Consider the following 25,359-nt stretch of genomic DNA (forward strand, 5'->3'; position numbering starts at 1 on the left):
AGACGTGGTTTGTCCCGTTCGGCGCGTCTCAGCCGTGCCGGCACCGACACAGTGAAGGATCAGTGCCACCGCCTGTCCGACCTCGAGGAGGCAGCTCATGACCACCGCCCAGGATCTCGGGCGCATCTGGGAACTCCACACCAGCAGCGAATTCGTCACACTCGATGTCGATGCGACCATGGCCACGATGACGGACTCACCCGAGGTGCTCCATGTGCCGACAGCCATGGGCGCCCGCGGCAGGCCCGCAGTCCGGGACTTCTACACCCGCTGGTTCGTAGGACACAATCCGCAGGACCTCACCATCAAATCACTGAGCCGCACCACGGGGCGCGACCGCATCGTCGATGAAATGCTGGTCACATTCACCCATGACAGTCAGGTCCCCTGGATCCTCCCGGGAGTGGCCCCGACCGGACACCCCGTCAGCATCGCCGTAATCGCCATCGTGACGTTCGAGGACTCCCTGATCTCGAGCGAGCACATCTACTGGGACCAAGCATCGGTCCTCGCTCAAGCCCGACTCATCGAGCCTGCGGCTCTGTCACGGCTGCCCGTCGTGACGAACCAGCTTGCGACTCTGACAGGCGGCCCCCTCAATCAGCTGGCCAACAGGAGCGACCGCCTACCGTGAGGTGCGGCCGGAGTCGGCGTGCCGACTCCGGTGAAGACCGGCCCCGCTGAACAGCTGCTGCCGAGACCTCGGTCCGGTTTCCGGGCCGACCTGGATCCGTGCCGCCGTCTTGTCCCTGGCCACGTCGACGCCGCTGACGTCCGCGATGCCGCGCACTCCCTGCAGCCGGTTCTCGACGGTGGCGGCCGTGGACGTGACGGTGGCCGGGTTGTCATCCTCGACGGGCACGACGAGGGGGCCGTTGGCGCCGAGGCCGAAGGCGTCACCGATCATGTCGTATGCCTGGCGGCTCGAACTGGTCGCCTCGACGGAGCCCTCGTCGGTGAGCGCGAGCTTCAACTGAGTGCTGGGGACGGCCAAGGCGACGAGCGCGACGGTTCCCAGGATCAGGTTGCGCACGGGGTGGCGCAGGACGCCCTGGACCCAGCGCACGCCCAGGCGAGCGCCGCGGTGCCGGACGCCCGAGGGCGCCTGCGCTTCTTGCGGGCCTCGGGTACGAGCCTGTGGCCGGCCATGGCCAGCAGGGCGGGCAGCAGGGTGACGGCCGTGACGACGGCGACGGCGACCGCTCCGGCGGACGTCAGGCCCATCGAGGTGAGCATCGGCACCCCCGCGACGGACAGGCCCGCGAGGGCGATGAGGACGGTGGCGCCGGCGAAGACCACGGCACTGCCCGCGGTCGCGGTGGCCCGGGCCACTGACTCCCGGACCGGCATCCCGTCCGCGAGCTGGGTGCAGTGCCGGGAGACAATGAACAGGGCGTAGTCGACGCCAACGGCGAGCCCCAGCATGATCGCCAGCGTCGGCGCGTTGTCGGAGACGTCGAACCACGTCGCCAGGCCCATCACCGCGGCCATCGTGCCGGCGATCCCGAGGACCGCCGTGAGCAGCGGCAAGCCTGCCGCGAGCAGCGACCCGAACGTGATGACGAGGATGACCAGGGCCACCCCCAGTCCGACCAGTTCGCCGGGGCCGACCGGCGGATGCGAGGTCTCGAAGGGCTCGCCGCCGTACACGGCCTTCAGGCCCGCCTGCTCGGCCCCGTCGCCCGCGGCCCTCACCGCGTCCAGGGTGCCGTCCGGCACGTCGTCCGCCTCCTTGGTGGCGAACGTGACCTCGGCCACGGCGGTACGGCCGTCCTTCGAGACGGTCCCGCTCTCGGCCGGATTCTCGACCTCGCTCACCCCGGAGATACGGCCCATGGCCTCCAGCGCGTCCGACACCGCCGTGCGGGGGGGGCCGCGTCGGTGACCTTCTGGCCCGGAGGAGCCTGGAACACGATCTGCGCCGACTGCTGGTCCGGCTCCGGGAAGTGGCGGTCCATCTTGGTCAGCGCCGTCTGAGCCGGCGAGCCGGGGATGGAGCCGCTGTCCGTGAAGGAGCCGGCCAAGGTGAGCCCCAGACCCACCACCGCGGCCAGGGTGAGCAACCACCCGATCAACATCGTTCGCCATCGGCGGGCGGAGAACGCGCCCAGCCGGTACAGAAGCGTAGCTCTTACTGATTCCCTCACTGGTAAGAAGCCGACCCGTACAGCCTCCTCAGCGGACTTGACGGCCGCCCCACACCGAACCTGAGGGTTTGTTGACGGTCTCCTCGCGACCCACGCGGGCCAGCGAACGGTCCCCGGCGCACACCAGCAGGAACACGGTCGCGACGCCAAGCAGCGGCCAGGCCAGCCGGTGCAGTCCGGCGCTGGTGGCGCCTTCGCCGAAGAACAGGGCACTGGCGGCGGAGGCGAGTAGCGCGCCCAGATACATGAAGGTGCGCAGCAGCCCGGCGGAGGCGCCCAGGCGGGCGGGGTCGGCCTGCGCGTACAGGGCATTCTGGTTGGCCAGGCCGTTGAGGCCCTGCGGCGGCCCGAGCAGCTCGCTGACGAGAACGAGCAGCCACAGGGGACTCTCATCGCGGAGCAGCAGGAGGGCGCCGCAGCCCAAGCACTGCGCGACAGCGCCGACGACGAGCTTTCCCCGCACCTGCCGACGCCGACCGGTGAGCGCGGTGACGCAGATGGCGGTCACCGACATCGGCAGGACCAGCAGACCGGCCTGCGGCGCGCTCAGCCCCCGACCGTCCTGGAACCACTGGCTCAGTCCGTAGAGGTAGGCGTACGACGCGGTATAGGTCAGGAGCTGCCGGGCGTACGTGGCGAGCAGCGGCGTGTTCCCGCCGAGGACACGCAGGTCGAGGAACGGCTCCCGGTCGCCCAGTTCCCTGCGGACGAACGCCGCGCCCCCGACCAGGCCGAGCACCGGCACATACCAGCGTCCGGCGGCCGGGTGCATCAGGAAGAGCACGAACGCGGTCAGGGAACCGGCGAACAGCAGCATCCCCACCACGTCGGTGCCCGCCGTCCGAGCCTGCGGGACGGTGCGCGGGAGCCACAGCGCGCCCAGCACGAGACAGGCCAGGGACAGAGGGATGTTGATCGCGAAGATCCAGTGCCAGCCGGCGGCGCTGATCAACAGGCCGCCAAGGGCAGGACCGGCGACGGAGATCGTCTGGTTGCAGATCGACAACGTGGCCAGGACCCCGCTCGGGCTCTGCCTCCCGGTGCGGTCGGCCTCGGAGCGCAGCAGTGACATCGACGCCGGGTAGGCGGCCGACGTGCCGAAACCGAGGAGTACACGCGAGACGACCAGCACCCATAGGTGCGGCGCGAGGGTGCCGAGGAGGCCGGCGAGCCCGACCAGGGTGGTGCCCGCGAGGTACAGCCGACGCGGCCCGAACGTGTCGACGAGCCGGCCGACGACCGGCTGGCCGACGGCGGTGGCCAGGTAGAGACCTGCGACGAGCCAGGCGGTCTGCGAGGGCGGCGCGTCGAAGGCGCGCCCGATGGGGATCAGCGCGACCGCGAGCATGGAGGAGTTGATCGGGTTGAGCACCGATCCGAGGATCATCGGCGCGAGCAGGCGCCGGTCGAAGCCCTCGGGCGGGGGCGCACCGGGCCGACGTCGGCGTCTCGTCAACCGGTTCACGCCTGGGCCACTTTGTCGAGCAGAGCCATCGCCGTGATGACGGCCCGCACCTCTTCCTCGGTGCCCATTTCCTGGAGGGCACGAGCGAGCCAAGCCTGACGGGCGCGGCGGTCGCTCTGGCGACGGGCCCGCCCTCGCTCGGTGAGTGACACGAGCAGGCGACGCCCGTCGTCGGGGTCCTGGCTGCGCACGACGAGCCCGGCTCGTTCCAGGGCGACGACGGTCTTGGCGGTGGACTGCGGCCGGACGCCCTCCGCCACGGCGAGTTCGCTCGCGGAGGCGGGGCCGTGCTTGGCGAGGCGCCGCAAGACCGAAGCCTGGGCGGGGGTGAGCTCCCGCGCTCCGTCTCGCCCCGGGCCGCCGATGCCCTCCAGAGCCGCGAGCCTGCGGCGCAGCCGGGCCTGCACCACCCAGACGTCGCCTGCCGCCTGGATCGCCGCTTCGGTCAGGACTTCCTGGGGCTCAGTCATGCTCCGCAGCATAGAACGACACCCCAGGGTGAACACCTGAGACTGTCGAAATTGCTGCGGCCGACCGGTCGGGCCCTTCTCGGCGCGCGTCGTCCAGCCGTTCGGGCAGTCGCCGGACGAGGTGCTCGATGAGCGCGCCGACCCGGCGCGGCACATGGCCGTCGCCCTCCAGCAGGGCATAGACGTCGGCGGCCGGCGTCGGCACGTGCGGCAGGACGCGGACGAGCTCGCCACGATCGAGATGGGGCTGGACCTGCCATTCCGAGCGCATGATCACGCCACGGCCCTCCAGGGCCCATGCGGTCACCACGTCACCGTCGTTGCTGGACAGGCTGCCGTCGACCCGCACGTGCCGAGGACGGTCCTCGTCCCCGAAGCGCCAGAGCGCGAAGTCGCTCTCCTTCTCGCGCAGCACGATGCAGTCGTGGTCGGCGAGGTCCTCGATGCGGCCCGGGGTGCCACGCTCGGCGAGATAGGACGGTGCCGCGCAGGGCACGCGCCGGTTCCGGGCGAGGCGCCGCATGCGCAACGTCGAGTCGGGCGGTGTGCCCACGTGCACGGCCACGTCGAAGTCGCGCCGCCGCAAAGGGAGTGCGGAGCTCTGCATCCGTACGTGCACGCCGGGGTGAGCGGCGGCGAACTCGCCGAGAAGAGGCGCGATGTGTGCGCGGCCGATGCCCAGCGTGGCCTCCACGACGACGGTTCCGCGCAGCTCTCCCGCCTTGCCGCTGACAGTGTCCTCGAGTGCCCGGATCTGCTCGAGGATCGCCGCCAGGCGCGCGGCGTACAGCGCGCCTTCCGAGGTCAGAGTCAGCCGCCGGGCGCCGCGCTGGACGAGTCGGACCTCGAGGCGGCGCTCCAGCGCGCTGAGGCGCTTGCTGACGACGGGGAGGGAACAGCCGAGTTCCCGGGACGCGGCCGTCAGAGTCTCGCTCGATGCCACCACGTGGAAGAAGTACAGGTCACCCTCGTGAGCCGAGGTCGCAACCGGAGAGCGGGCCGAGTGGCGAAGGCTTTCCATCGGAGAAAACATACCTTGCCTGTCACGCCCTTGTACCGTCCGGCCGCGCTCGCCAAGGTGAAGCCGTACCGCGAGCAGAGCAGCCCTCTTGAGCGGGGGCGGGCCCCCGCGGGACACGCACATCGATCACCCAGGCCGAGGAGTCAGCCCGTGCCGAAGACCTACCGCATCGCAGCGATTCCGGGAGACGGGATCGGCCGAGAGGTCGTCCCCGAGGGCTTACGGAGCCTGCGGGCAGCCGCCGCGGTCCACGGGTTCGCCCTCGACGTCAGCGAGTTCGCCTTCGCCAGCGCCGACTACTGGCTGAAGCACGGCACGATGCTGCCCGAGGACTGGCGGGACGTGCTCGGAGGCTTCGACGCGATCTACTTCGGGGCGGTCGGCCGGCCCGAAGTCGTCCCGGACCACGTCTCGCTGCGGGGCAGCCTCCTGCAGATGCGGCGAGGGTTCGACCAGTACGTCAACCTGCGTCCGGTCCGGCTGCTGCGCGGGGTACGCAGCCCGCTGCGGGACCACCGGCCCGGCGACATCGACTTCTTCGTCGTGCGGGAGAACACCGAGGGCGAGTACTCCAGCATCGGCGGCCGGATCTTCGAGGGCACGGACCGGGAGACGGTGCTGCAGGAGACGGTGATGACGAGGACCGGCGTCGACCGTGTGCTGCGCTACGCCTTCGAGCTGGCCGCCACCCGCCGCCGCAAGCGGCTGACCTGGGCGACCAAGAGCAACGGGATCTCGATCTCCATGCCGTACTGGGACGAGCGCGCCGCCGGGATGGCGGTCCGCTACCCGGACGTGACCGCGGACAAGGACCACATCGACATCCTGACCGCCAAGTTCGTCCTCCAGCCCGACCGGTACGACGTCGTGGTGGCCAGCAACCTCTTCGGCGACATCCTCTCCGACCTCGGGCCCGCCTGCACCGGCACGATCGGCATCGCCCCCAGCGCCAACATCAACCCCGACCGGACGTTCCCGAGCCTGTTCGAGCCGGTCCACGGCTCGGCCCCGGACATCGCCGGCCGCGGCATCGCGAACCCCGTCGGCCAGATCTGGAGCGGCGCGATGATGCTCACCCACCTCGGCGAGCACGCGGCAGCCGATCACATGGTGACCGCGATCGAGAGCGTCCTGCATGAGCAGCCCCACGTCGTCACCCCCGACCTCGGCGGCACCGGCACCACGGCGGGACTGGGCAAGGCCATCGCGGACCACATCGCGGCCTCGGCCTGACCTCGAGGAAGGACGGGCCCACATGGCAACGACGTCGGCAGGGGAACGCTCGGGGACGCGGCGCATCACCTTCCTGGTCGCTCTCGCGGTCTTCGCGCAGGAGTCGACCTGGAACTTCTACGAGTCGCAGGTTCCTCCGCTGCTGCGGGAGCACATCGCCAGTGCGGCCCTGGTGGGTCTGCTGATGGGCATGGACAACCTGCTGGGCATCTTCATCCAGCCGTGGATCGGCGCCCGGTCGGACCGCACGAGGACCTCGTGGGGACGGCGCATGCCCTACCTGGTCATCGGCATGCCGATCGCCGCCGTGCTGTTCACCCTCATCCCGCACGCCGCGGCGTCCCCGACACTCCTGATCGCCGTGATGTTCTGCTACGCGCTGGTGGCCAACAGCTTCAAACCGATCGCCGAGGCCCTCGTACCGGACTTCATCGCCCCCGAACGACGCAGCCGCGCCAACGCGGCCGTCAAGATCGCCTCCAGTCTCACCACCATCGTCGCCGCGCTCGTCAGCCTCCTGCTGGTCGACGACCATCCGAACATCGCGTTCGCGATTCCCTCGGTCATCATGCTGATCTCCATCGGCGTGCTCGCCGTCACCGTGCGGGACAGCCGTTCCCCCGCCTACCGGTCCCTGCCGGCGGAGAGCGAGGACGCGCACGGGGCGGACCGCGTCGCGCCACGGGTGCGTGACACCTTCGTCGACATCGTCAAGGACCGCGACCGCAGCCGGCTCCTGCTCCTCGCCGCGATTTTCCTCTTCGGCAGCGCCTGGGCATCGTCCCGGTCGTTGATCACGCCCTACGGCATGGAAGCCCTGGACATGGCACGGGGCGACGCCGGCAGCCTCACCCTGCCCAGCGGGGTGGCGTTCATCCTGGCGGCCTACCCCGCGGCCATGTTCGCCGAACGCTTCGGCCGACTGCGGGTGATGACCGTGGGCATGACGATGTTCGCCGCCGCCATGGTGCTGGGAACATCGGTGCAGAATTCCACCGGAACCGTCGCGGCCCTGTGCTTCGCGGCGGCCGGCGGGGCCTGCTTCCTCGTCAACGCCGTCGTCGTTCTGTGGAACCTCGCCCCCTCCGCCCAGGTCTTCGCGGCCTACGGGGGTCTGTACACCGTCAGCTGGACCGCGGGTGGCTTCCTCGGCCCGGCGCTGGTGGGCGGGATGGTGGACATCACCGGCTGGTCGCTCATGCTCGTCGACATCGCGGTGGTCGCCGCCCTGTCGATCGTCGTCGTCACCCGGATCAGCACACTTCGACGGCGCGCCGCACTGACGCTCGCGCAGTAGCCGCTTCCGTCCTGGCAACCCCGTCAGCCTTCCACGGACCGGCACCGCCGGAGATGAGGAACACGTGCCCCGCATCCTGATCACCACGGACTACCTGCACCCCGGTGACGAGACCGACCGATACCTCGGCAGGCACGGCCACACGACCGTCCACGCGCCGATGACCGGCCGCCGTGACCCCGACTCGCTCGTGGCCGCGCTCGCCGGAATCGACGCGGCACTGGTCGCCCACGAACCCCTGACCGCCGAGGTCCTGTCCCGCGCACCCCGACTTCGCGCCCTGGTGCGGACCGGCGTGGGATACGACTCGATCGACATCGCCGCCGCGGGCAGGCTCGGCATCACGGTCAGCAACCTTCCGGGCGTGAACGCCAACGCCGTGGCCGAGTACACCATCGGCCTGCTGCTGGCCGCGGCCCGGCGGCTGGTGCACAGCGCGACGGGGGTCAGGGCGGGCTCCTGGCCGCGGGAGGACGGCCGCGAACTGCGCCGCTCCACGCTCGGGTTGATCGGGTACGGGGCGGCGGCGCGGGCCGTAGCCCCGCTGGCCCGGGCCTTCGGCATGAAGGTGCTCTGCACGACCGGTGTGCCCGAGGTCGAGCGCACCGATCCGGCCGTGCGCTTCGTCGCCCTTCCCGAACTCCTGGCCACCGCCGACTACGTGTCGGTCCACACCGCGCTCACGGACCGCACCCGCGGTCTCCTCGACGCCTCGGCATTCCTGCGGATGAAGAAGACGGCGATCCTGATCAACACCGCGCGCGGGGCGATCGTCGACGAGCCGGCCCTCGCCGAGGCCGTCCGTACGGGACGGATCGCGGGCGCGGCTCTCGACGTGGTGTCCGACGAGCCGCTCCCGGCCGAGAGCCCTCTGCGGGACGTGGACGGGATCGTCGTCTACTCCCACCTCGCCGGGCAGACCGCCGAAGCCCGGAAAGCCTCCGGCATCGAGGGCGCGGCGGAGGTGGTCGCCGCCCTCGACGGCCGCCCCCGCTTCCCGGTCAACACCCGCTTCCTGCCGGGCCGGTGACCGGGCGTCACCTGAAAGACCACTTGAGAGACCGACGAGAGAGAGAAACAGAACGATGGACAACGAAGCGGTTGGCTCCGTGCGGGTCCTGGCACCGACGGGCATGCTCGGCGCCGGTTTTCCCGACATCACGATCGAACGCGGCCTGGAACTGGGCGCCGACGTCATTTCCGTGGACGGCGGCAGCACCGACTCCGGCCCCTACTACCTGGGCTCTTCGCAGCCCAAGACCACGCGCGCGGCGGTCGCCCGCGACCTGCGTGTGCTGCTCAAGGCCGCAGCACACGCGGACATCCCGCTGATCGTGGGCTCGTGCGGCACCAGCGGCACCGACAACGGTGTGGACTGGGTCGCCGGCATCGTCGCCGATCTCCTCGCCGAGGAGGGTCTGGACCTGCGGGTCGCGCGCATCTACAGCGAGCAGGACGCCGGCCGCCTCAAGGAGCGGCTGGCCGACGGCCACATCCGCCCGCTGCCCCCGCTGGGGGAGTTGCAGCCCGAGACGCTCGACGACTGCACGCACATCGTCGGCATGATGGGACACGAGCCGATCGTCGCCGCCCTGGAGGCCGGCGCCCAGGTCGTGCTCGCGGGCCGCGCCACCGACACGGCCGTCGCGGCCGCCTACCCCCTCATGAAGGGCATGCCGGCCGGACCGACCTGGCACGCCTCCAAGATCGTCGAGTGCGGCGGGCAGTGCACCAGCAACCCCCGCTCCGGCGGGGTGCTGGCCACCATCGACGCCGACGGTTTCACCATCGAGCCGCTCCACCCGGAGGTGTCGTGCACACCGATCCTGGTCGCCGCGCACATGCTCTACGAAACCGTGAACCCGTACCGGATGCGCGAGCCCGACGGCACCCTGGACGTCAGCGAGGCCACGTACACCGCCCTCGACGACCGCCGAGTGCGCGTGGAGGGCTCCCGGTTCCACGTCGCCGAGCAGCACACCGTCAAGCTCGAAGGCGCCCGGATCACCGGCTACGAGACGGTGTCGTTCAGCGCCATCCGCGACCCGCACATCCTCGCGAACATCGAGGACTGGGCCCACCTGCTGCGCGTGACGCTCACTGAGCGCGTCGAGCAGACCCTCGGCCTCGGCGCGGACAAGTACACCTTCGACGTGCGCCTCTACGGCTACAACGCCGTGCTCGGTGAGCACGACCCGGCCCAGGGGCCGCCGCGTGAGGTCGGCGTCATGCTCCTCGTCAACGCCCCGGACCAGGCCACCGCCACCGCCGTGGCGAAGATCGCCAACCCTCTGATGCTGCACCTGCCGACCCCCGACATGAACTACCTGCCGAGTCTCGCCTTCGCCACCTCGCCCGCCGAGACCGAACGCGGACCCGCCTACGAGTTCGTGCTCAACCACGCCGTCGACAGCATTACCCCCACCGACATGTTCCGCATCGAGACCGAGGAGCCCGCGCACCATGGCTGAGACCGGCCCCACCACCCTCGCCGACCTGTCGTTCGAGGTCCGCTCCAAGAACGCCGGACCCTTCTGGGTCACTATGGAACTCTTCCTGCGCAACGCGGAGGCCTACCGCATCGCCGCCGACGAGGCGTTCCTGGACGAGCGCACCGTCGCCCGCCTCTACGGCGTGCTCCCCGACGAGATCCAGATCTTCCGCATCCCCTCGCTGAACGTCGTCAAGATCTCCTTCCCGCGCCCCGTCACCCAGGCGTCCCTGCACGACCGTGACGTTCACTCCGGTCAGCACCACGTGCCCCTGGCCATGCTGCCCGTGCCCTCCGCCTGACGACATTTGGGCCCTTCACCGGCCTCTCCATATCGAGGTTCCATGGCAGCGCGTAAATCCGGTGAACGGGGTGCCTTATGTCAGATGGTCAGAATACGTTCGAACCGGTCGTCGTCCCGGCCGCGACGGCCCGGCCGGAGGAGTACGACACCGCGACCCGGGCCGCGCTCGACCACACCGACCGCCAGGCCGTGCGCACCGTCGCCGACGGCCGCCCGGAGTCCACCCGCAGAAGCTACGCCCAGGACTGGGCGAGCTGGACGAAGTTCTGCGCCTCCTCCGAGGTGCCCGTGCTCGCCGTCACCCCCGGCACGCTGGTGATGTTCGTCGAGCGGTTGTGGACCCAGCCCGGCGGGAGGAAGGGGACGTGCACCGCGCCGTCGACCATCGACCGCCGCCTCTCCGGCACTGTGGTCTCCGCCCGCGCCGAACACGGCGTGCGGCTGGAGGCCGGCGGAGAGATGCCGCGACGGGTTCGGGGAGCGATCTACGAGCCGGCCGACTCACGGGATCCGCCCGTCGAGGTGCAGGACCGTGTGCTCGTCGACCCGGCCCAGGTGCTCGAGGTCGGCGAACGGTACAGCTCGTTCGGGCCGGGTCGGGCCGAGGGGGAGAAAAATTGAGCACCGCACTCAACTTCCCTGGTCACGGCTGGATTTGATGTGCAGGACGAGCGAGATGATCGCACCGGTCACGACGGCGAAGGCGGCGCCGCCGTAGTTGTCCTGGGTGATGCTGCCGGCGGCGATCACGGTGCCGATGACGAGGGGGAAGCCGGTGGTCATGCTGTCGTTCTTCTTCACGAGAGCTCTCCCGAGGGGTGGACCGGAGCTCTTGCCCCGTGAGCATCGGGCTGTTCCTGGTGAGAGGTCCTGGCCACACCGGGGTCAGCCTGCCGCGTCATGATGGCGCCCGCCTGCGCGGCCGACCAGGGCGAAGACGGTCAGGGCGACCGTCGCCGCGGACCCCGTGGCCAGGGCATCCGCCACGTACCGGCCCAGATCCGGCCGCAGGACGTCCACGAGCCCGAACAGCACGACAGGCCCCGCGAGGCTCGCCGCGACCGCGGCCCGCCAACAGCGGTGACGCGCGAAGAACCACTGGGCCAGCCTCAGGCCGATCAGGGGCGCGACGGACAACTGCGGCTCGTCGAGGGCTGCGAGCACGCCGTGTCCCAGACCGCTGACCGCCCAGCAGACGGCGATCACGAGTGCCGCCTCACTCCAGGGCACGGGCCGCTTCACTTGTGCCGCCCGACGGTGGCAGCCCCGGCCCGACGGCGTGCCCGCCGCCGGGATACGTACGCCGCCGTGATCGAGCACACCAGGAACGGCTCGACAGCCCAGTAGGTCATGGCCATCAGCCGGGCCGGCTCCTTGCCGACCAGCCTGGTCACCATCCTGACGGCCATACAGGGACCCATCAGCACGTAGCCGAGCTCCCAGGCGCGGACCACCCGCACAGGCCCCCCGGACGGCTTCGGCGGCCGGAGCACAGCCGGCCCTCCCCACCACGCACAGCCCAGCCCCACGAACGCCATGAACACTCCCCCGGCCGTCTCCAGCGGATCGGCCTGGACCCCGAGCCTCCGCGTCTCACTCTCTCACTTCACGCGACCCCAAACGCCAAGGGCCGCCCCGATTCGACAGGATGGCAGTCCGGACGCGACGCCTCATCTGCAGGGCACGGCAGACAACAGGCGCGGATGCTTTCCGGCATCCGGCAATGCCCTCACCCCCCGCGAGCGCGACGCGCTGGTCCTCCTCGCCGGCGGCGACGCCGACGTCGCCGCCGCCCTCGGCATGCGGGAGAGCACCGTCACAGCACACGTCAGCCGCATCCTCACCGCCCTGAACGTCACCAACCGCGTCCAGGCGGCCCTTCGGGCCCAAAATGCCGGGCTGACCGGTACTTGACATGTACTGCTTCCTACCGGCCGGGCGTCGGGGGTCCTTCCCTCTGCTCGCCGCTCTCGCCGCCCCGGCGCGGGGAGACCGCGGACTGGTCCTCCCGTTCTCCCCGCGCCTGGGCCGGCAGGTTCCCCGGAAGCATCCATGTGCAGGCGTCCGGGGCGAAGGCGTGCAGCCGCTCGACGAGCCGCCGGGTCGACCAGGGCCGACAGAAGGTGTTGACGCCGGGAAGGCCGAAGTGGGAGCCGGGGCTGCCGGAAGTGTTGTGGACGGTGGCGCGCAACGCCTCGTGCAGGGCCTTCTGAGGGGCGTCCTCGACGTCGCGCCTGACCTCCGGGGCTGCGTGACCGTCGGCGCGCAGCTGGGTCAGGGCGGCGCCGACGCAGCAAGGCCGTGCTTCCAGGACGGTCCCGACAACCATGGGAACCGACCGTAGTGACAGCCACCGGAGGGGAAAATGGCCTGATTTAGAACCTGTACGAGTGAATTTTCATGATGCGCGCAAAGAGTCCGCTTCCTTCCGTGGTTGGCTACTGGGCATGACGACGAGGGAGGAAGTGTCCGGGGTCGAGGGCCCGCCCCCGGTCACGAACACGCCGGAGGGGCATCTCCCGTATTCCGGCGGCTGGTTCTGCCTGGCGCTTTCGCGGGAGCTCGTTGAGGCCCACCAGGACCTGCGGATCTGGAACACCGAGCGCTACGTGCCCCGTCCCCGGCTCGCCGCGAGTGACGAGGCCACCGGCTTCTTCCGGCACGGGGCCCGGCAGTTCCATCCATCGCCCTGACCCACGTGAGGGTGGTCGACGACCACTTCCCTGAGCGTCGTCCCGGGCCGTCGGCGCCGCATCGCCTCACCTCAGGGGCCTGCCGGGAGAGAAGGGCGGGCCCCGGCAGCGAAACGACAGCTGTGGCTTACGCCCCTCCGACCACGCGCGGGCCAAGCTCGGCAGCGCCTGAACAGCGCGGGCCCGCTGACCGTATCTCTCCCCAGATCACGCAACCCCCGGAAGGGACACATCCGCATGACCAGCGCATCGCATCAGCTCGCATCGGGACCGGCCCGTCGAACCGTCGTGGCGGCCGCCGGAGCGGCGGGCCTCGCCGTCGCGCTGACCGCCTGCGGAGGCTCCGACGATTCCTCCGGCTCGTCCGCGGACTCCACCGCCACCGGCGGCTCCACGGACAACAACGAAGCGAGCGGCAACGGTCCGGACGGCGAAAGCGACGCTCCCGCCGGTGCCGCGCTCGCCTCGACCGCCGACATCCCCGAGGGCGGCGGGAAGGTCTTCGCCGACAGCAAGGTGGTGGTCACCCAGCCGACGGCGGGCGAGTTCAAGGCCTTCTCGGCGACCTGCACCCACCAGGGGTGCGCGGTGAAGAGCGTCGCCGACGGAGTCATCAACTGCCCCTGCCACAACAGCAACTTCTCCATCGCCGACGGCAGCGTGCAGAGCGGTCCCGCGACCAAGCCGCTGCCTGTCATGGAGATCACCGTCAGCGGGGACTCGATCACCCTCGCGTGAGCCGTCGGCGCCGGACCGTACGGCGCCGACGGACCCATGCCGGTCGGCACACCGTCCGTGGTCGCGAGAGTGCCGACCGGGGACAGGACGTGACGGGCCATCGCGGAGGTGCGGTCAACGGGCACCCCGCGATGGCATCCGTCTGCGGCCGGCGGGGAGGTCCGGTCGCCCTTGCGCGGAGAAGGAAGACGACTCACCCTTTTCTGACGTGATGTCAGAGGATTTCTCTGGCACGACGTGAGAGAAGAGGAGGCCGTATGACTGCCACGCAGCGCCGGGGCCGGAAGATCATGATGACGCCGGGCGAACTGGACGACTTCCTCACCACCCAGCGCACCTGCCGGGTCGCCACGGTGTCGGCCGACGGCGCGCCCCATGTGAGCACGCTCTGGTTCGCCTGGGACGGCACCTCACTGTGGCTGTACTCCGTGGTGCGCTCCAAACGCTGGGCGGACCTGCGCCGGGACCGGCGGGTGGCGATCGTGGTGGACACCGGCGAGGAGTACGACGAGTTGCGCGGCGCGGAACTGTCCGGGCGGGTGGAGTTCGTGGGCGAGATACCGCGCACCGGCGAACTCCGCGCCGAACTCGACTTTCCCGAGACGCTGTTCGCGCGCAAGAACTTCAACCTGGACGAGATGCCGCACGACGGCCGGCACGCCTGGATACGGCTGACCCCGGAGAAGGTCGTGTCCTGGGACTTCCGGAAGCTGGGCGCGCGGTAGCGGGCCCGGCCCGAGGGGCCTCGGGCCGGGCCCCAAGGGCCCGCCCCGAGTCTCCCTCTCCTCGCTCGCCCCTCACGGGACCACACGCCTAGGCATACGTCCTGGACTCCTCCGTCTCCGGTCCGATCGCCTCGCCGATCGCCTCGCTCAGGGGCCCGATGTCGTCCGCGGTGAGCGTCGACACGGTGACGCGGATGCCGGGCGGGGCGCCCATCCGGAAGCGGGCACCGGGCGCCACCGCCCACCCCGCGTGCAGCAGCCGCGCGACGGCACCGGTCTCGTCCGGCACGGGCACCCATACGTTCATGCCGCTGCGCCCGTGCGCCGTGACCCCCTGTCGGCCCAGCGCCCCGATGAGGGCGTCCCGGCGCCGCCCGTACTGCGCCGCCACCGCCGCCGGGTCCACCGCGCCACCGGTCCAGAGCCGGAGCACCGCGCGCTGGAGCGTGCGGCTGACCCAGCCAGGCCCGAGCCGCTGCCGTCCGCGGACCCGGTCGAGGGTGACCGCGTCCCCGGTGAGCACGGCGAGCCGCAGGTCGGGGCCGTACGCCTTGGCAGCCGAGCGGACGAAGGCCCAGCTGCGGGTGGGACCGGCGAGGGGGTGCAGGGGGAGGTCGACGATGTGATGACCGTGGTCGTCCTCGATCAGCAGCGTCTCCGGGTGGTCCGCGAGCACCGCCCGCAAGGCCCGCGCACGCGCCGCGCTCAGTGCGGCACCGGTCGGGTTCTGCGCCCGGTCCGTGACGATCAGCGCGCGTGCCCCGCCGGTCAGCGCCCGCCGCACGTCGCCGGGGAGCGGCCCCTCGTCGTCGACGCCGACCGGGACGGTCCGCAGGCCGAGCGCCGGGACGAGGTCCAGCAAGCTGCCCCATCCGGGGTCCTCCACGGCCACCGCGTCGCCCTGCCTGAGATGGGCCGCGAGCACCCGCTCCATCGCGTCGAGGGCGCCGGAGGTCACGGTGACGGGGCCGTCGGGGACGCCGTCGGCGTCCAGTCCGGCGCGGGCGAACCGGGCCAGCCCGGGCTCCACGGGTGCGTGCCCGTAGAGCACCGGTTCCCGGTCGCCCTGTTCGGCCGCGGCGGCGAAGGCCTCGGCCAGCGGGGGCAGCAGCGCGGGGTCGGGGTTGCCGTCGGAGAGGTCCCGTACGCCCCGCGGGACCTCCACCCGGACGGCGTCGCGTGCCGTGGTGGCCGGCCTGGGCCGCACCCGGCTTCCCCGACGGCCCGCGGTCTCGATCACCCCTCGCTCGCGCAGGGTGCGGTACGCGGACGCGACGGTGTTGGGGTTCACCCCGAGCCGGTCCGCCAACTCCCTCATGGGCGGAAGCAGTTCGCCCGGCCGGAGTGCGCCTTCACCCACCGCTCCCTCGATGCTCGCCGAAATATCCGCAGCACGCCGACCCGTGATCCGATAATCTTCTAGCACAAAATCAATTATGCACTAGTGCAATGGAGAACGCCATGGCAGCGTCCCGGCCACAGCAGCAGCCCGCCGACACCGGCCCTTACCGGCCCACCGAGCGCACTGTCCCCACCCGTTCCCCGGCCCGTGCCGCGTACGACAGGGGCCTGGTGCACGCGATACTCGACGAGGGTTACGTCTGCCACCTCGGTTTCGTCCGCGACGACGCACCGGTGGTGCTGCCCACGCTGTACGCCCGGATCGCCGAGCGTCTCTACGTACACGGTTCGACGGGCTCGCGCCCGCTGCGCGCGGCGGGCCTGGCCGACCCCGGGCTCCCGGTCTGCCTGACCGTCACCCACGTGGACGGGCTGGTGCTGGCCCGCTCGGCGTTCCACCACTCGATCAACTACCGCTCCGTGGTGGTGCACGGCCTCGCGTACGACGTGACCGACCCCGAGGAGAAGCGGCAGGCGCTGGACGCCCTCGTCGACCACGTCGTCCCCGGCCGCGCCGCCGACTCCCGTCCGGCGAACAAGAAGGAGCTGGCCGCCACGGCGGTGATCCGCCTCGACCTGACCGAGGTCTCCGCCAAGCTCCGCACCGGCGGCGTGAACGACGAGCCGGAGGACCTCGCCCTCCCCCACTGGGCCGGCGTCGTCCCCTTGACCCGCGCGTACGGCACCCCGCTCGCGGACCCCGCCCTGCCCGCCGGCACGGAACCGCCGGAGTACCTGGCGGCCCTGTGACACCGCGCCGCCGCCCTCGAAGGGGGCGCGCCGGACGTCGTCACCGGACCGCGACTGTCGAGGCCGGGCCATGCTCCTCCTTCGAGGAGAGGTCCTCCCTCGGGTCAGGCCTCTCCTCGAGGGCCCGCGTCGTCACGCCGGCGCCGCGTCCCCCTCCACCCGTCCGGTCCGCGCGCCCCGCGCCTCGTCGAGCGCGAGTCCCGCGACCGAGCCGAGCATCAGCAGGGTGCCGGCCAGCATGGCAGGGGTGAGCCGCTCGCCGAGCAGGGCGACGGCGAGCACCGCCGCGCTCACCGGCTCAAGAAGCATGATCACGGACACGGTGGCAGACCGTACGACTGCCGCGCCCGCGAAGTACAGACCGTAGGCGAGAGCCGTCGGGATCGCGGCGACGTACACCAGGAGGCACAGCAGCAGAGCGGGATCGCCGCTGTACGGCACCAGCCCTTCGACCGCGGCGAACGGCAGCAGCAGCACGCTGGTGACGGCGAACGCCCCGACGGTCGTGCCGGAGGCGTCCAGACCACCGTTCCGCCCCCACCACCGGGTGAGCAGGGTCATCGCCGAGTAGCCGGCCGCGGCCAGGAGCGCGAGCAGGATGCCCCACGGGTCCACGGTCGTCTCCCCGCCGCCGAGGACGAGCACGGCGAGCCCGGCGAGCGCCCCCACGACGGCGGCGGCCCCGCCCCGGCCGAGCCGCTCCCCCAGGAACAGTCGCGCGCCGAGCGCGATCAGCACGGGTCCGGCGCCGAGAGTGACGACAGTGGCCACGGCAAGTCCCGTGGCGGCGACGGCCGCGAAGTAGGCCGTCTGGAACACGGCGAGCCCCACCCCGGTGGCCACGGCCCGCCGCACCCGGGAACCCGGCGCCTCGGTCACCACGGGCCGGGCGCGCGGGACCAGCATCCGGGCGCCGAGCAGCAGCGCCAGGCCGGTCGCGCAGCGCCAGAAGGAGAGGGCTATCGGCCCCATGTCACTGGTCCGGTAGACCAGTGACGCGGCGGCGCCCGCGGTGCCCCAGGCGGCGCCGGCGACGATCAGATAGAGCAGGCCTCGCCCGACGGGCAGGCCGGAGACGGTGTTCGACACGTTTTCTCTCCGCAGATACACACAGATACGCGCGCGTACGCACCCCTCGCAGAGGTGCCTGCGCTGCGCGAAAGGCCGGATGGAGGCCCCGGGTCAGGGCCGGATCGAACCGGTCCCGCGGGGCCCGCGGACTGCGTCTGCGGGCAGCACCACGACACCCGGCGGCAGCACGCCGGGCGCGGTGAGCTCAGGGCCCGCCTCAGGCGGCGGGCGGCGGAAGAACACGTGCACGCGCATGCATGATCAGCACCCTAGATCGACGTTCCCCGCGTGGACAACTCTCTTTCGGCTCCCCCGCTCGCCACCGGGCGGTCGGGGCTTTTGGCCGGCGCCGAGGACTGGGCGATGAACGCGCCCGCCAGCACCACCGCGCCGCCGATGATCTGCGGCGCCGACAGGTGCTCGCCGAGCAGGACCCAGGCCAGCACCGTGGCGATGACCGCTTCGAGGCAGGCCACCACCCCGGCGACCTGCGGCGAGAGCCTGCGCACGGAGAGCACTCCGGTGCCGTACGCGGCGACCGTGGCGACGAGGACGATCCAGGCGAGCAGCACAGAGGCCGCGACCGGGGTGCCGTCCATGCGCGCGCTGCCCGCGAGCACCGACCAGTCCATGGACCAGGGGCGGGCGACGACGGTGAGGACGGCGGCGCCCACGAGCAGGCCGTAGGCGATCACACCGAGCGGGTCCGGCGCCCGGTCGCCGTGGTCGCTGCCCTGGTCGGAGAGGACGAAGTAGCCGACCTGGCAGCATGCGGCGCCGAGCGCGAGCAGCAGTCCGACGACGTCGAAGCCGAGGCCGGACCACACCTCCACGACACAGGCCAGTCCGCCCACCGCCAGCACCACACCGACCGCCGCCGCCCGGGTCACCGGCCGCCGCTGCACGAACCGCACCCAGCCGAGGACGAGCGCGGGCGCCAGGTACTCGACGAGCAGCGCGACGCCGACGGGGATACGGGATATGGCGGCGAAGTAGAAGGCCTGGACCCCGGCGACGGCGAACAGCCCGAACCCGGCCAGCAGCGCCGGATGGCTGCGCAGGAGAGCCCGGTGGCGCACGGCCAGCGGCAGCATGACCACGGCCGCGCCCGCCACCCTCAGCCACACGACGTGCAGCGGGTCCAGGCCCGCCTCGATCAACGGCTTGGCGGCGACTCCCGATCCGCCGAAGGCCACCGCGGACAGGAGCGCGAGACCGAGCCCGACGCCCTTCCCACGGGTGCTCCGGACGTTCCGAGTGCTGGCAGAGGTAGGCACCGGCACATGATGTCAGGCGTCGACAGGAGCGTCACCCCCCATAACACCTGTCTCATGGGCTGGACGGCTGGACACGATGGTCCGGCGGCAGGAGGGAACCGTCCCCGGCGGAGAGCCGCCCGGCCCTCACCCCGCTCTCAGCCCCTCAGCCCCTCAGCCCCTCAGCAAGCGGGGTCGCCGGCCCATGCCTCGAGCCGGGCGGACAGGTCGCGGAAGTCGATGGCGGCATGCTCGAGCACCTCCACCGCCCGCGCCTGCGGGTCCGCGATGATCGCCGCGAGCAGGTCCACGCCGCGCGCGGGCCCGCCATGACGTGCGGCGCGTTCACGGGCGTACTCCAGACCGGCCGCCGCCAGCGGCGAGAACCCGGCGGCCCGCGCCACCACCGGGGCGGACCCGGAGTCCTCGACGGCGCTCTGCCAGCGCAGGCCGTAGCCGATGCTGCGCTGGACCAGGTAGCCGAGCAGCCGGGCGGTCCGCGACTCCTCACCGAGGACCGCGCGCACCTCGGCGTCGGACTCCAGCAGCGAGTGCAGCAGATGGGCGGTGTCGATCTGGCGGTCCGCGTCCCTGACCGCCCTGCGGCGGGCACCGCTGACCACCGCCGCCAGCTCCACACTGAGTCCGGCACCGTGTTCCGCGCGGTGAACGCCCTGCTCCTGGGCCTTGCCGGCCGACGGCCGGGGGATACGGTGTTGCACGTCTCCCACCACATCAGCCCCGCGGGTCCGTGGCATCCCCGGCGGGGAGCATCTTCCTGTCCCACAGGAAGTGGACACGTCGGTCCGCAATCTCCTCCTTGGGAAGGAGAATCAGCCCCGCTTCCCCTCGGGGCACACCCGCCACCGCAGCCCGAGCCGAAGAGACGGCCGCCCGGCCGAGGTCGGCGCGGAGGCTCGCAGACACGCAGACACGACGGTGCCCCGTGGATCACTCCACGGGGCACCACGTGTACGCCGGCCGACCACCCGGTACCTCAGGCACCCGGGCTCAGCCTTCAGTCCTCATCCTCAGTCGTCGTTGGCGAGGATGAGATACAGCTTCTTGCGGGCTTCGTTGACGACGGCGAGCGCCTTCTCGCGCTGCTCCTTGCTGCCGGTCTTCCAGACCTGCCCGAAGGCCTCCATCAGGCCGAACCCGGCCTGCCGGATCTCACTCAGCGCCTCCCAGTCGACCCCGCGGGAGGCCTCCTCCCAAGGCGCTTCGGGACCTTCCTCGGCCGCCGTACGACCGGTGTCGGTGAGTGCGAACAGCTTCTTGCCGCCCTCGGACTCACTGACGATCAGCCCCTCGTCCTCCAACAGCTGGAGGGTGGGGTACACCGAGCCGGGGCTGGGCTTCCACGCTCCGCCGCTGCGCTCGGCGATCTCCTGGATCATCTCGTAGCCGTGCATCGGCCGGTCCTTCAACAGGGCGAGGATCGATGCCCGTACGTCACCGCGCCGCGCCCTCCCCCTGGGCCCGCCGCGCCCTCGTCCGCCCCAGGGACCGTGCCCGAAGCCCGGACCGAAGCCGGGGCCCCCGGGGCCGCCCGGCCCGCCGGGACCGAAGGGCCCGAATGCGGCCCGCAGCCTGTCGAAGTCGCCCCGGCCACCCCTCGGACCACCGTGACCATGTCCATGCTCGAAACCATGGGTACGCATCGCAGCCACTCTCCATTCCATCGTTGATCTGTCGCGATATCTCAACGATATATCGGAGAGGTGGTGGCGGCAACCCTGCCGTCACGGCGACCGCTCCGTCCCGTGGCTACGCGGAGCGCGGGGCGGGAACCGTCGGCGGGGCGGGAACCGGCGGCGACCCGGTCGGCGGCGTCGTGACCCCTGAGAGGATCGGCGCATGGCCGACTCGCCTCTGCGCATCAACGCCCTCATCGTCGACGCCACCGACCCCGAGCGGCTCGCCGCGTTCTGGTCCGAGCTGCTCGGCCGCCCGGTCGTGGGTCGCACGGGGCCCTACGTGTGGATACGACGCGAGAACGGTCTGGGTCTGGGTTTCCAGCAGACCGGCGAGCCCAAGTCGGGCAAGAACCGCATGCACTTCGACGTCACCTCACCCGACCCGGCTGCGGAGCAGCGGCGGGTAGAGGCACTCGGCGGGCGTCGGCCGGCGGAGTACGCGGACGGCGGTTTCCTGGTGATGGCCGACCCGGAGGGCAATGAGTTCTGCATCATCCCCGAGGGCCCCTTCGAACTAGACGACGAGGGGCGGGCGAACTACCTCGCCCCACCGACGCCACCCCCTGGGTCCGAGGCCGCCTCGGCTCCTTGACGGCCGGCCACCGGATCAGCGCCGGAATCCGGTCCGGTGTCTTCGGATTGGCCTTGGCCCGCGGCTCCGTCCACGCCCTACCGTCGGGGGATGCGCATTCGAATCGTCGACGCCTTCACCGACCGGCCCTTCGCCGGCAACCCGGCCGGAGTCCTGCTCCTGGACACGGACGCGTTCCCGGACGACGGCTGGCTCCAGAACGTCGCCCTAGAGGTCAACCACGCCGAGACCGCCTTCGCGCACCCGCTGCCCGGGAGCGGGGACGCCGACTGGGCGCTGCGCTGGTTCACTCCCGTCGCCGAGGTCGCCATGTGCGGCCACGCGACCCTCGCCACCGCCCACGTCCTGCACACCACGGGCTCCCACGAGGGCCCCGTCCGGTTCGCCACCCGCAGTGGCGTCCTCGTCGCGGCGCCGGCCGAGGACGGTTCCGTGACCCTGGACTTCCCCACGGCCCCGCTCACCCCCCTCCCCCTTCCCGAAGGGTTCGCCGAGACGCTGGGGGCCGAGCCGCTCACCGCCTTCGACACCGGTCCGAACGTCGGCGACCTGCTGGTCGAGGTCTCCGACGAGCGGACGGTCCACGCCCTGCGGCCCGATCTCAAGGCCCTCGGCGCCCACTCCGCGCGCGGCGTCATCGCCACCGCCCGCGCGGAAAACCCCTCCCTGGGATACGACTTCGTTTCCCGCTGCTTCTTTCCGAACGTCGGCATCGACGAGGACCCCGTCACCGGCAGCGCTCACACCGCGCTGGCCCCCTACTGGTCCGAGCGTCTGGGCCGCACCGCCCTCACCGGCCTCCAGGCCTCACCCCGCTCGGGCCGCGTCCGTACGGAACTGCGCGGCGAGCGCACCCTGCTGGGCGGCCGGGCGGTGACCGTCATCGAGGGTGAGCTGCAGAGTGCCGCGCTACCGCGCGGCAGGGCCATGAAACACGGCGGACCGACGGGCTGAGCCGGACCCGGGGACGAAAAGGGGGCGTACGGCACCACCGCACGCCCCCTTCCCGAATCGGTTCACGCGGTAGGCAGCCAGCCCACCTTGCCCGCGAGCAGCGCGTACCCCACGAACGCCCCGATGTCGAGCAGCGTGTGCGCGACCACCAGCGGCCCCACCCTGCCCCAGCGGCGGTAGAGGTGGACGAACACCACGCCCATGACCATGTTGCCGATGAAGCCGCCGATGCCCTGGTAGAGGTGGTACGAGCCGCGCAGTACCGAACTGGTCGCCATCGCGGCGCCCGGCGACCAGCCCAACTGCTCGAGCCGGCGCAGCAGATAGGCGAGGACGATGACCTCTTCGAGAATCGAGTTCTGCATCGCCGAGAGGATCAGTACCGGGAACTTCCACCACACCTCGGGCAGCGCCTCGGGCACCACGGTGAGGTTGAAGCCGAGGCCGCGCATGGCCAGGTAGAAGGCGATGCCGCTGCTGCCGATGGCCGCCGCGACCGCCGCCCCGCGGCCGAGGTCGGACCAGGGCCGGGTGCGGTCGAAGCCGAGGGTGCGCAGTCCCGCGCCCTCGCGGATCAGGAAGTGGGCGACCAGCGCGACGGGGACCAGCGCGCTGGTGATTCCGAAGAGCTGCCAGGCCAGGTCGAGCCAGGGACGGCCCGGTGCCGCCGAGCCGTTCAGCGTGGCCGCCTGGTCCTTCAGTCCGCCCGGCCGGGTGACCGAGCCGACGAAACTGATCAGCGCGGACACCGCGCTCGCACCGAGTGACACCGCGAGCACGAGCAGCGTCTCGTCGCGGAGCGTCTTCCGCGTGAGCCGCCGCCGAGGATACGCATCGGCCTCCGGGCCCGCCTCCGCCTGCACGCCTGCCTCCACATCACCGATCCGTCCGATCGGTTCAGTATGAAGGCACCGGTCGGGGGCCCGACGGGCGGTCCGCACCCGGTGGCCCCGTGCCCTTCCGCGGCCGGCCGTGCCGTCGGCGGTCCCCGGGCGGCCCTCCTTCCGGCTGTCCGGGGCGCGTCCGCCCGCCCGCTCGGAGGGTCAGCCCGCGGGCACCGGCTCCGGCAGCCCGACGGGCCAGGCGTGCACCGGCTCGCCCCGCAGCATCAGCTCACGGTAGCGCCGGGTGGTGGCCGCCAGCGCCGCCTCCCGGGACAGGCCCCCGTCCAGTGCCCGGCGGAAGGTCGCGGCCTGCCAGCTCGCGCCGTTCTGCCGGCGCCGGCAGCGTTCCTCGATCACACCGAGGTACAGGTCCCGGTCCGCGGGTTCGATGCCCCACGCGTCCAGTCCCGCCTCGGCCAGCGGCAGCAGTTCGTCGCGTACGAGGGCGACCGCGTCCACCTCTGCCGTGCCCCCGTAACGCCCGCGCCGTGGCCAGGTGAAGCGGGCGTCGATGCCGTGCTTGCAGGCGGCGTCGAAGTTGGCGGCGGCGGCCTCGAAGGGCAGTCGGGTCCACACGGGGCGGCTGTCCTCCGCGAGGGCACGGACGAGGCCGTAGTAGAACGCCGCGTTGGCGACCACGTCGACGACGGTGGGCCCGGCGGGCAGGACCCGGTTCTCCACCCGTAGGTGGGGCACGCCGTCGGCGACGTCGTAGACCGGGCGGTTCCAGCGGTAGACCGTGCCGTTGTGCAGGACGAGTTCCGCGAGCGAGGGGGTGCCGCCCCGGTCCAGCACGTCGAGCGGATCCTCGTCGTCGCAGATCGGCAGGAGTGCGGGGTAGTAGCGCAGATTCTCCTCGAAGAGGTCGAACGCCGAGCCGACCCAGCGCTCACCGAACCAGGTGCGCGGCCGCACCCCCTGGGCCTGGAGCTCGGGCGGACGGGTGTCGGTGGACTGCTGGAACAGCGGCGGCCGGGACTCGCGCCACAGCTCACGCCCGAAGAGGAAGGGTGAGTTGGCGCCGACGGCGATCTGGGCGGCGGCGACCGCCTGGGCCGCGTTCCACACGTCGGCGAAGCGGGCCGGGGTGACCTGGAGGTGCAGCTGCACCGAGGTGCAGGCGGCCTCCGGCGCGATGGACTTGGAGGTACAGCTGAGGCGTTCCACCCCCTCGATGTCGAGCCTGAAGTCCTCCCCGCGGGCGGCCACGATCTGCTCGTTGAGCAGGGTGTAGCGGTCGACGGCGGAGAGGTTCGAGGAGACCAGGTCGTCGCGGTCCAGCGTCGGCAGAATGCCGATCATCACGATTCCCGCGTCCACCTCGGCGGCTTTCCGATCCGCGTACGCGAGGGAGGTGCGCAGTTCCTCGGCGAGCCGGTCGAATACCCGACCGTCCAAACGGTGTGGGGCTATGTTGACCTCCAGGTTGAACATGGCGAGTTCTGTTTGGAAGTCGCGGCTCGCAATCCGCTCGAGGACTTGCCCATTCAACATTTTGGGCATCCCGTCGGCACCCGTGAGATTCAATTCGATCTCCAGCCCCATGAGGTTCCTGGGGCGGTCGAACCGCTTCTCCGCCAGGAGTCGCTCCAAACCCGTCAGACACCTGCGGAGCTTGTCGCGGTAGCGCTGGCGATCGGACAGGTCGAACCCGCCTGCCACGACCTTCTCCCCCATCGAAGCCTCCCTCCTTCTCTGACGGGCGGCCCGGCGACCGGCCGCCGGGTACCGGTCCACAGTGGAGGATGCCCAGCGGATGCGATTGATAACGCCCCGAAGTGACCTGTCGGCCGCTACGCTGATCGAAGGTGACCAGTGGCACATTCACGCGGCATGGCCGGCACATGATCGACAGCGCACGTTACAAGGCGACGGCGAACTCGTGAAAAACGCCGACGACAATAGGCCTACCACTGCGCGGCCATTTATCGAGGTCATCGCCGTATGCCTGGCCGAGAATCGGGATAATTCCCCCGTTTCATCGTCCAGAAGTGCCCTTGCTCCGCGGGTCGAAAACGGCTAGCCGAAACATACTCCGAACACGCGTCGTATAAACTCCATGGACAAGGCAGAAGGTTGGCGCCCACGGTCGAGTGATCCAGCCGACGAGGTGACGTGCGGCACTCCTCACCCCCACCTCTCGTACTCAGACCCCCGGCCCCTGCCT

29 protein-coding genes and 1 pseudogene are annotated in these 25,359 nt (G+C 71.3%); 14 read left to right on the forward strand and 16 right to left on the reverse strand.

Going from position 1 to position 25,359, the window contains the following annotated elements; all coding sequences use genetic code 11:
* Window positions 1–97: 97 nt before the first annotated feature.
* On the forward strand, window positions 98–634 hold the full coding sequence (locus OHB56_RS07675) for a nuclear transport factor 2 family protein (protein ID WP_326751585.1): 537 nt from the start codon (window positions 98–100) through the stop codon (window positions 632–634).
* On the opposite strand, the gene OHB56_RS07680 is transcribed toward OHB56_RS07675, so the two are convergent.
* The 5 genes from OHB56_RS07680 to OHB56_RS07700 form a co-directional block, all read right to left on the reverse strand.
* Complete coding sequence (locus tag OHB56_RS07680; RefSeq protein WP_326751586.1) at window positions 626–1,033, reverse strand: hypothetical protein; 408 nt, start codon at window positions 1,031–1,033, stop codon at window positions 626–628. The genes OHB56_RS07675 and OHB56_RS07680 overlap by 9 nt on opposite strands.
* A complete protein-coding gene (locus OHB56_RS07685; RefSeq protein ID WP_406352357.1) occupies window positions 1,021–1,857 on the reverse strand; it encodes an MMPL family transporter in 837 nt (278 codons plus the stop codon). Before OHB56_RS07685 ends, OHB56_RS07680 begins: the two co-directional genes overlap by 13 nt.
* 318 nt (window positions 1,858–2,175) lie before the next feature.
* A complete protein-coding gene (locus tag OHB56_RS07690; protein ID WP_406358964.1) occupies window positions 2,176–3,534 on the reverse strand; it encodes an MFS transporter in 1,359 nt (452 codons plus the stop codon).
* A 74-nt stretch (window positions 3,535–3,608) separates the two neighbouring features.
* Window positions 3,609–4,082 (reverse strand): MarR family transcriptional regulator, encoded by a 474-nt coding sequence (locus tag OHB56_RS07695; RefSeq protein ID WP_406352358.1) that lies wholly within the window; start codon window positions 4,080–4,082, stop codon window positions 3,609–3,611.
* The gene (locus OHB56_RS07700) at window positions 4,075–5,103 is read right to left on the reverse strand and encodes a LysR family transcriptional regulator (RefSeq protein ID WP_406352360.1); all 1,029 of its coding nucleotides are present in this window, start codon (window positions 5,101–5,103) and stop codon (window positions 4,075–4,077) included. The genes OHB56_RS07695 and OHB56_RS07700 overlap by 8 nt, the downstream gene beginning before the upstream one ends.
* Before the next feature lie 150 nt (window positions 5,104–5,253).
* Between OHB56_RS07700 and OHB56_RS07705 the strand changes: the two genes are divergently transcribed.
* The 6 genes from OHB56_RS07705 to OHB56_RS07730 all read left to right on the forward strand — a co-directional run bounded on the left by OHB56_RS07705 (window position 5,254) and on the right by OHB56_RS07730 (window position 11,049).
* Window positions 5,254–6,336 carry a tartrate dehydrogenase gene (locus tag OHB56_RS07705; protein WP_406352362.1) on the forward strand — a complete coding sequence of 361 codons (1,083 nt, stop codon included), beginning with the start codon at window positions 5,254–5,256 and terminating at the stop codon, window positions 6,334–6,336.
* A gap of 22 nt (window positions 6,337–6,358) precedes the next feature.
* Entirely contained in the window at window positions 6,359–7,633 is a 1,275-nt protein-coding gene (locus OHB56_RS07710) for an MFS transporter (RefSeq protein ID WP_326751592.1), read from the forward strand.
* A 64-nt stretch (window positions 7,634–7,697) separates the two neighbouring features.
* The gene (locus OHB56_RS07715; RefSeq protein WP_406352365.1) at window positions 7,698–8,663 is read left to right on the forward strand and encodes an NAD(P)-dependent oxidoreductase; all 966 of its coding nucleotides are present in this window, start codon (window positions 7,698–7,700) and stop codon (window positions 8,661–8,663) included.
* Between the two features lie 55 nt (window positions 8,664–8,718).
* Window positions 8,719–10,104: an acyclic terpene utilization AtuA family protein gene (locus OHB56_RS07720; protein WP_406352367.1), complete on the forward strand. Its 1,386-nt coding sequence runs from the start codon at window positions 8,719–8,721 to the stop codon at window positions 10,102–10,104.
* Window positions 10,097–10,426, forward strand: a complete 330-nt coding sequence (locus OHB56_RS07725; protein ID WP_326751595.1) for a DUF4387 domain-containing protein — start codon at window positions 10,097–10,099, stop codon at window positions 10,424–10,426. Before OHB56_RS07720 ends, OHB56_RS07725 begins: the two co-directional genes overlap by 8 nt.
* 77 nt (window positions 10,427–10,503) lie before the next feature.
* Window positions 10,504–11,049, forward strand: coding sequence for a hypothetical protein (locus OHB56_RS07730; RefSeq protein WP_406352369.1), 546 nt, complete (start codon window positions 10,504–10,506; stop codon window positions 11,047–11,049).
* A gap of 9 nt (window positions 11,050–11,058) precedes the next feature.
* Here OHB56_RS07730 and OHB56_RS07735 read toward each other — a convergent pair whose 3' ends face one another.
* The 3 genes from OHB56_RS07735 to OHB56_RS07745 form a co-directional block, all read right to left on the reverse strand.
* Window positions 11,059–11,229: a hypothetical protein gene (locus OHB56_RS07735; protein WP_326751597.1), complete on the reverse strand. Its 171-nt coding sequence runs from the start codon at window positions 11,227–11,229 to the stop codon at window positions 11,059–11,061.
* Window positions 11,230–11,313: 84 nt separating this feature from the next.
* Entirely contained in the window at window positions 11,314–11,658 is a 345-nt protein-coding gene (locus OHB56_RS07740; RefSeq protein ID WP_406352370.1) for a hypothetical protein, read from the reverse strand.
* An 8-nt stretch (window positions 11,659–11,666) separates the two neighbouring features.
* Window positions 11,667–11,966, reverse strand: a complete 300-nt coding sequence (locus tag OHB56_RS07745; protein WP_406352372.1) for a hypothetical protein — start codon at window positions 11,964–11,966, stop codon at window positions 11,667–11,669.
* A 190-nt stretch (window positions 11,967–12,156) separates the two neighbouring features.
* On the opposite strand from OHB56_RS07745, the pseudogene OHB56_RS07750 reads away from it, so the two are divergent.
* Window positions 12,157–12,342: pseudogene (locus tag OHB56_RS07750) on the forward strand (LuxR C-terminal-related transcriptional regulator); the annotation flags it as partial.
* 13 nt (window positions 12,343–12,355) lie between these two features.
* Here OHB56_RS07750 and OHB56_RS07755 read toward each other — a convergent pair.
* Complete coding sequence (locus OHB56_RS07755) at window positions 12,356–12,757, reverse strand: hypothetical protein (RefSeq protein ID WP_406352373.1); 402 nt, start codon at window positions 12,755–12,757, stop codon at window positions 12,356–12,358.
* 118 nt (window positions 12,758–12,875) lie between these two features.
* On the opposite strand from OHB56_RS07755, the gene OHB56_RS07760 reads away from it, so the two are divergent.
* The 3 genes from OHB56_RS07760 (at window position 12,876) to OHB56_RS07770 (ending at window position 14,584) form a co-directional block, all read left to right on the forward strand.
* A complete protein-coding gene (locus tag OHB56_RS07760) occupies window positions 12,876–13,121 on the forward strand; it encodes a hypothetical protein (protein ID WP_406352374.1) in 246 nt (81 codons plus the stop codon).
* A gap of 237 nt (window positions 13,122–13,358) precedes the next feature.
* Window positions 13,359–13,859 (forward strand): Rieske (2Fe-2S) protein, encoded by a 501-nt coding sequence (locus tag OHB56_RS07765; protein WP_406352376.1) that lies wholly within the window; start codon window positions 13,359–13,361, stop codon window positions 13,857–13,859.
* Between the two features lie 257 nt (window positions 13,860–14,116).
* The gene (locus tag OHB56_RS07770) at window positions 14,117–14,584 is read left to right on the forward strand and encodes a pyridoxamine 5'-phosphate oxidase family protein (RefSeq protein WP_326751603.1); all 468 of its coding nucleotides are present in this window, start codon (window positions 14,117–14,119) and stop codon (window positions 14,582–14,584) included.
* Window positions 14,585–14,672: 88 nt separating this feature from the next.
* Here OHB56_RS07770 and OHB56_RS07775 read toward each other — a convergent pair whose 3' ends face one another.
* Window positions 14,673–16,010 carry an aminotransferase class I/II-fold pyridoxal phosphate-dependent enzyme gene (locus OHB56_RS07775; RefSeq protein ID WP_406352378.1) on the reverse strand — a complete coding sequence of 446 codons (1,338 nt, stop codon included), beginning with the start codon at window positions 16,008–16,010 and terminating at the stop codon, window positions 14,673–14,675.
* 35 nt (window positions 16,011–16,045) lie between these two features.
* Between OHB56_RS07775 and OHB56_RS07780 the strand changes: the two genes are divergently transcribed.
* Window positions 16,046–16,735: a pyridoxamine 5'-phosphate oxidase family protein gene (locus OHB56_RS07780; RefSeq protein ID WP_326751605.1), complete on the forward strand. Its 690-nt coding sequence runs from the start codon at window positions 16,046–16,048 to the stop codon at window positions 16,733–16,735.
* A 132-nt stretch (window positions 16,736–16,867) separates the two neighbouring features.
* Here OHB56_RS07780 and OHB56_RS07785 read toward each other — a convergent pair whose 3' ends face one another.
* The 4 genes from OHB56_RS07785 to OHB56_RS07800 form a co-directional block, all read right to left on the reverse strand.
* Window positions 16,868–17,824, reverse strand: coding sequence for an EamA family transporter (locus OHB56_RS07785; protein ID WP_326751606.1), 957 nt, complete (start codon window positions 17,822–17,824; stop codon window positions 16,868–16,870).
* A gap of 251 nt (window positions 17,825–18,075) precedes the next feature.
* Window positions 18,076–19,089, reverse strand: a complete 1,014-nt coding sequence (locus OHB56_RS07790) for an EamA family transporter (RefSeq protein WP_406352381.1) — start codon at window positions 19,087–19,089, stop codon at window positions 18,076–18,078.
* Window positions 19,090–19,244: 155 nt separating this feature from the next.
* Window positions 19,245–19,784 (reverse strand): Clp protease N-terminal domain-containing protein, encoded by a 540-nt coding sequence (locus OHB56_RS07795; RefSeq protein ID WP_326751608.1) that lies wholly within the window; start codon window positions 19,782–19,784, stop codon window positions 19,245–19,247.
* Between the two features lie 309 nt (window positions 19,785–20,093).
* Entirely contained in the window at window positions 20,094–20,726 is a 633-nt protein-coding gene (locus tag OHB56_RS07800) for a PadR family transcriptional regulator (protein WP_079035189.1), read from the reverse strand.
* A 196-nt stretch (window positions 20,727–20,922) separates the two neighbouring features.
* Between OHB56_RS07800 and OHB56_RS07805 the strand changes: the two genes are divergently transcribed.
* The gene (locus OHB56_RS07805; RefSeq protein ID WP_326751609.1) at window positions 20,923–21,354 is read left to right on the forward strand and encodes a VOC family protein; all 432 of its coding nucleotides are present in this window, start codon (window positions 20,923–20,925) and stop codon (window positions 21,352–21,354) included.
* A 90-nt stretch (window positions 21,355–21,444) separates the two neighbouring features.
* A complete protein-coding gene (locus OHB56_RS07810; RefSeq protein WP_326751610.1) occupies window positions 21,445–22,308 on the forward strand; it encodes a PhzF family phenazine biosynthesis protein in 864 nt (287 codons plus the stop codon).
* A 62-nt stretch (window positions 22,309–22,370) separates the two neighbouring features.
* Here OHB56_RS07810 and OHB56_RS07815 read toward each other — a convergent pair whose 3' ends face one another.
* Together OHB56_RS07815 and OHB56_RS07820 are read right to left on the reverse strand one after the other, a co-directional pair.
* Window positions 22,371–23,171: a type II CAAX endopeptidase family protein gene (locus OHB56_RS07815; RefSeq protein ID WP_364742525.1), complete on the reverse strand. Its 801-nt coding sequence runs from the start codon at window positions 23,169–23,171 to the stop codon at window positions 22,371–22,373.
* Window positions 23,172–23,351: 180 nt separating this feature from the next.
* Window positions 23,352–24,869 (reverse strand): glutamate--cysteine ligase, encoded by a 1,518-nt coding sequence (locus OHB56_RS07820; protein WP_326751612.1) that lies wholly within the window; start codon window positions 24,867–24,869, stop codon window positions 23,352–23,354.
* Window positions 24,870–25,359 lie beyond the last annotated feature (490 nt).

It is taken from the genome of Streptomyces sp. NBC_01635 (assembly GCF_045209715.1).
GTDB classification, from domain to species: Bacteria; Actinomycetota; Actinomycetes; order Streptomycetales; family Streptomycetaceae; genus Streptomyces; species Streptomyces hirsutus.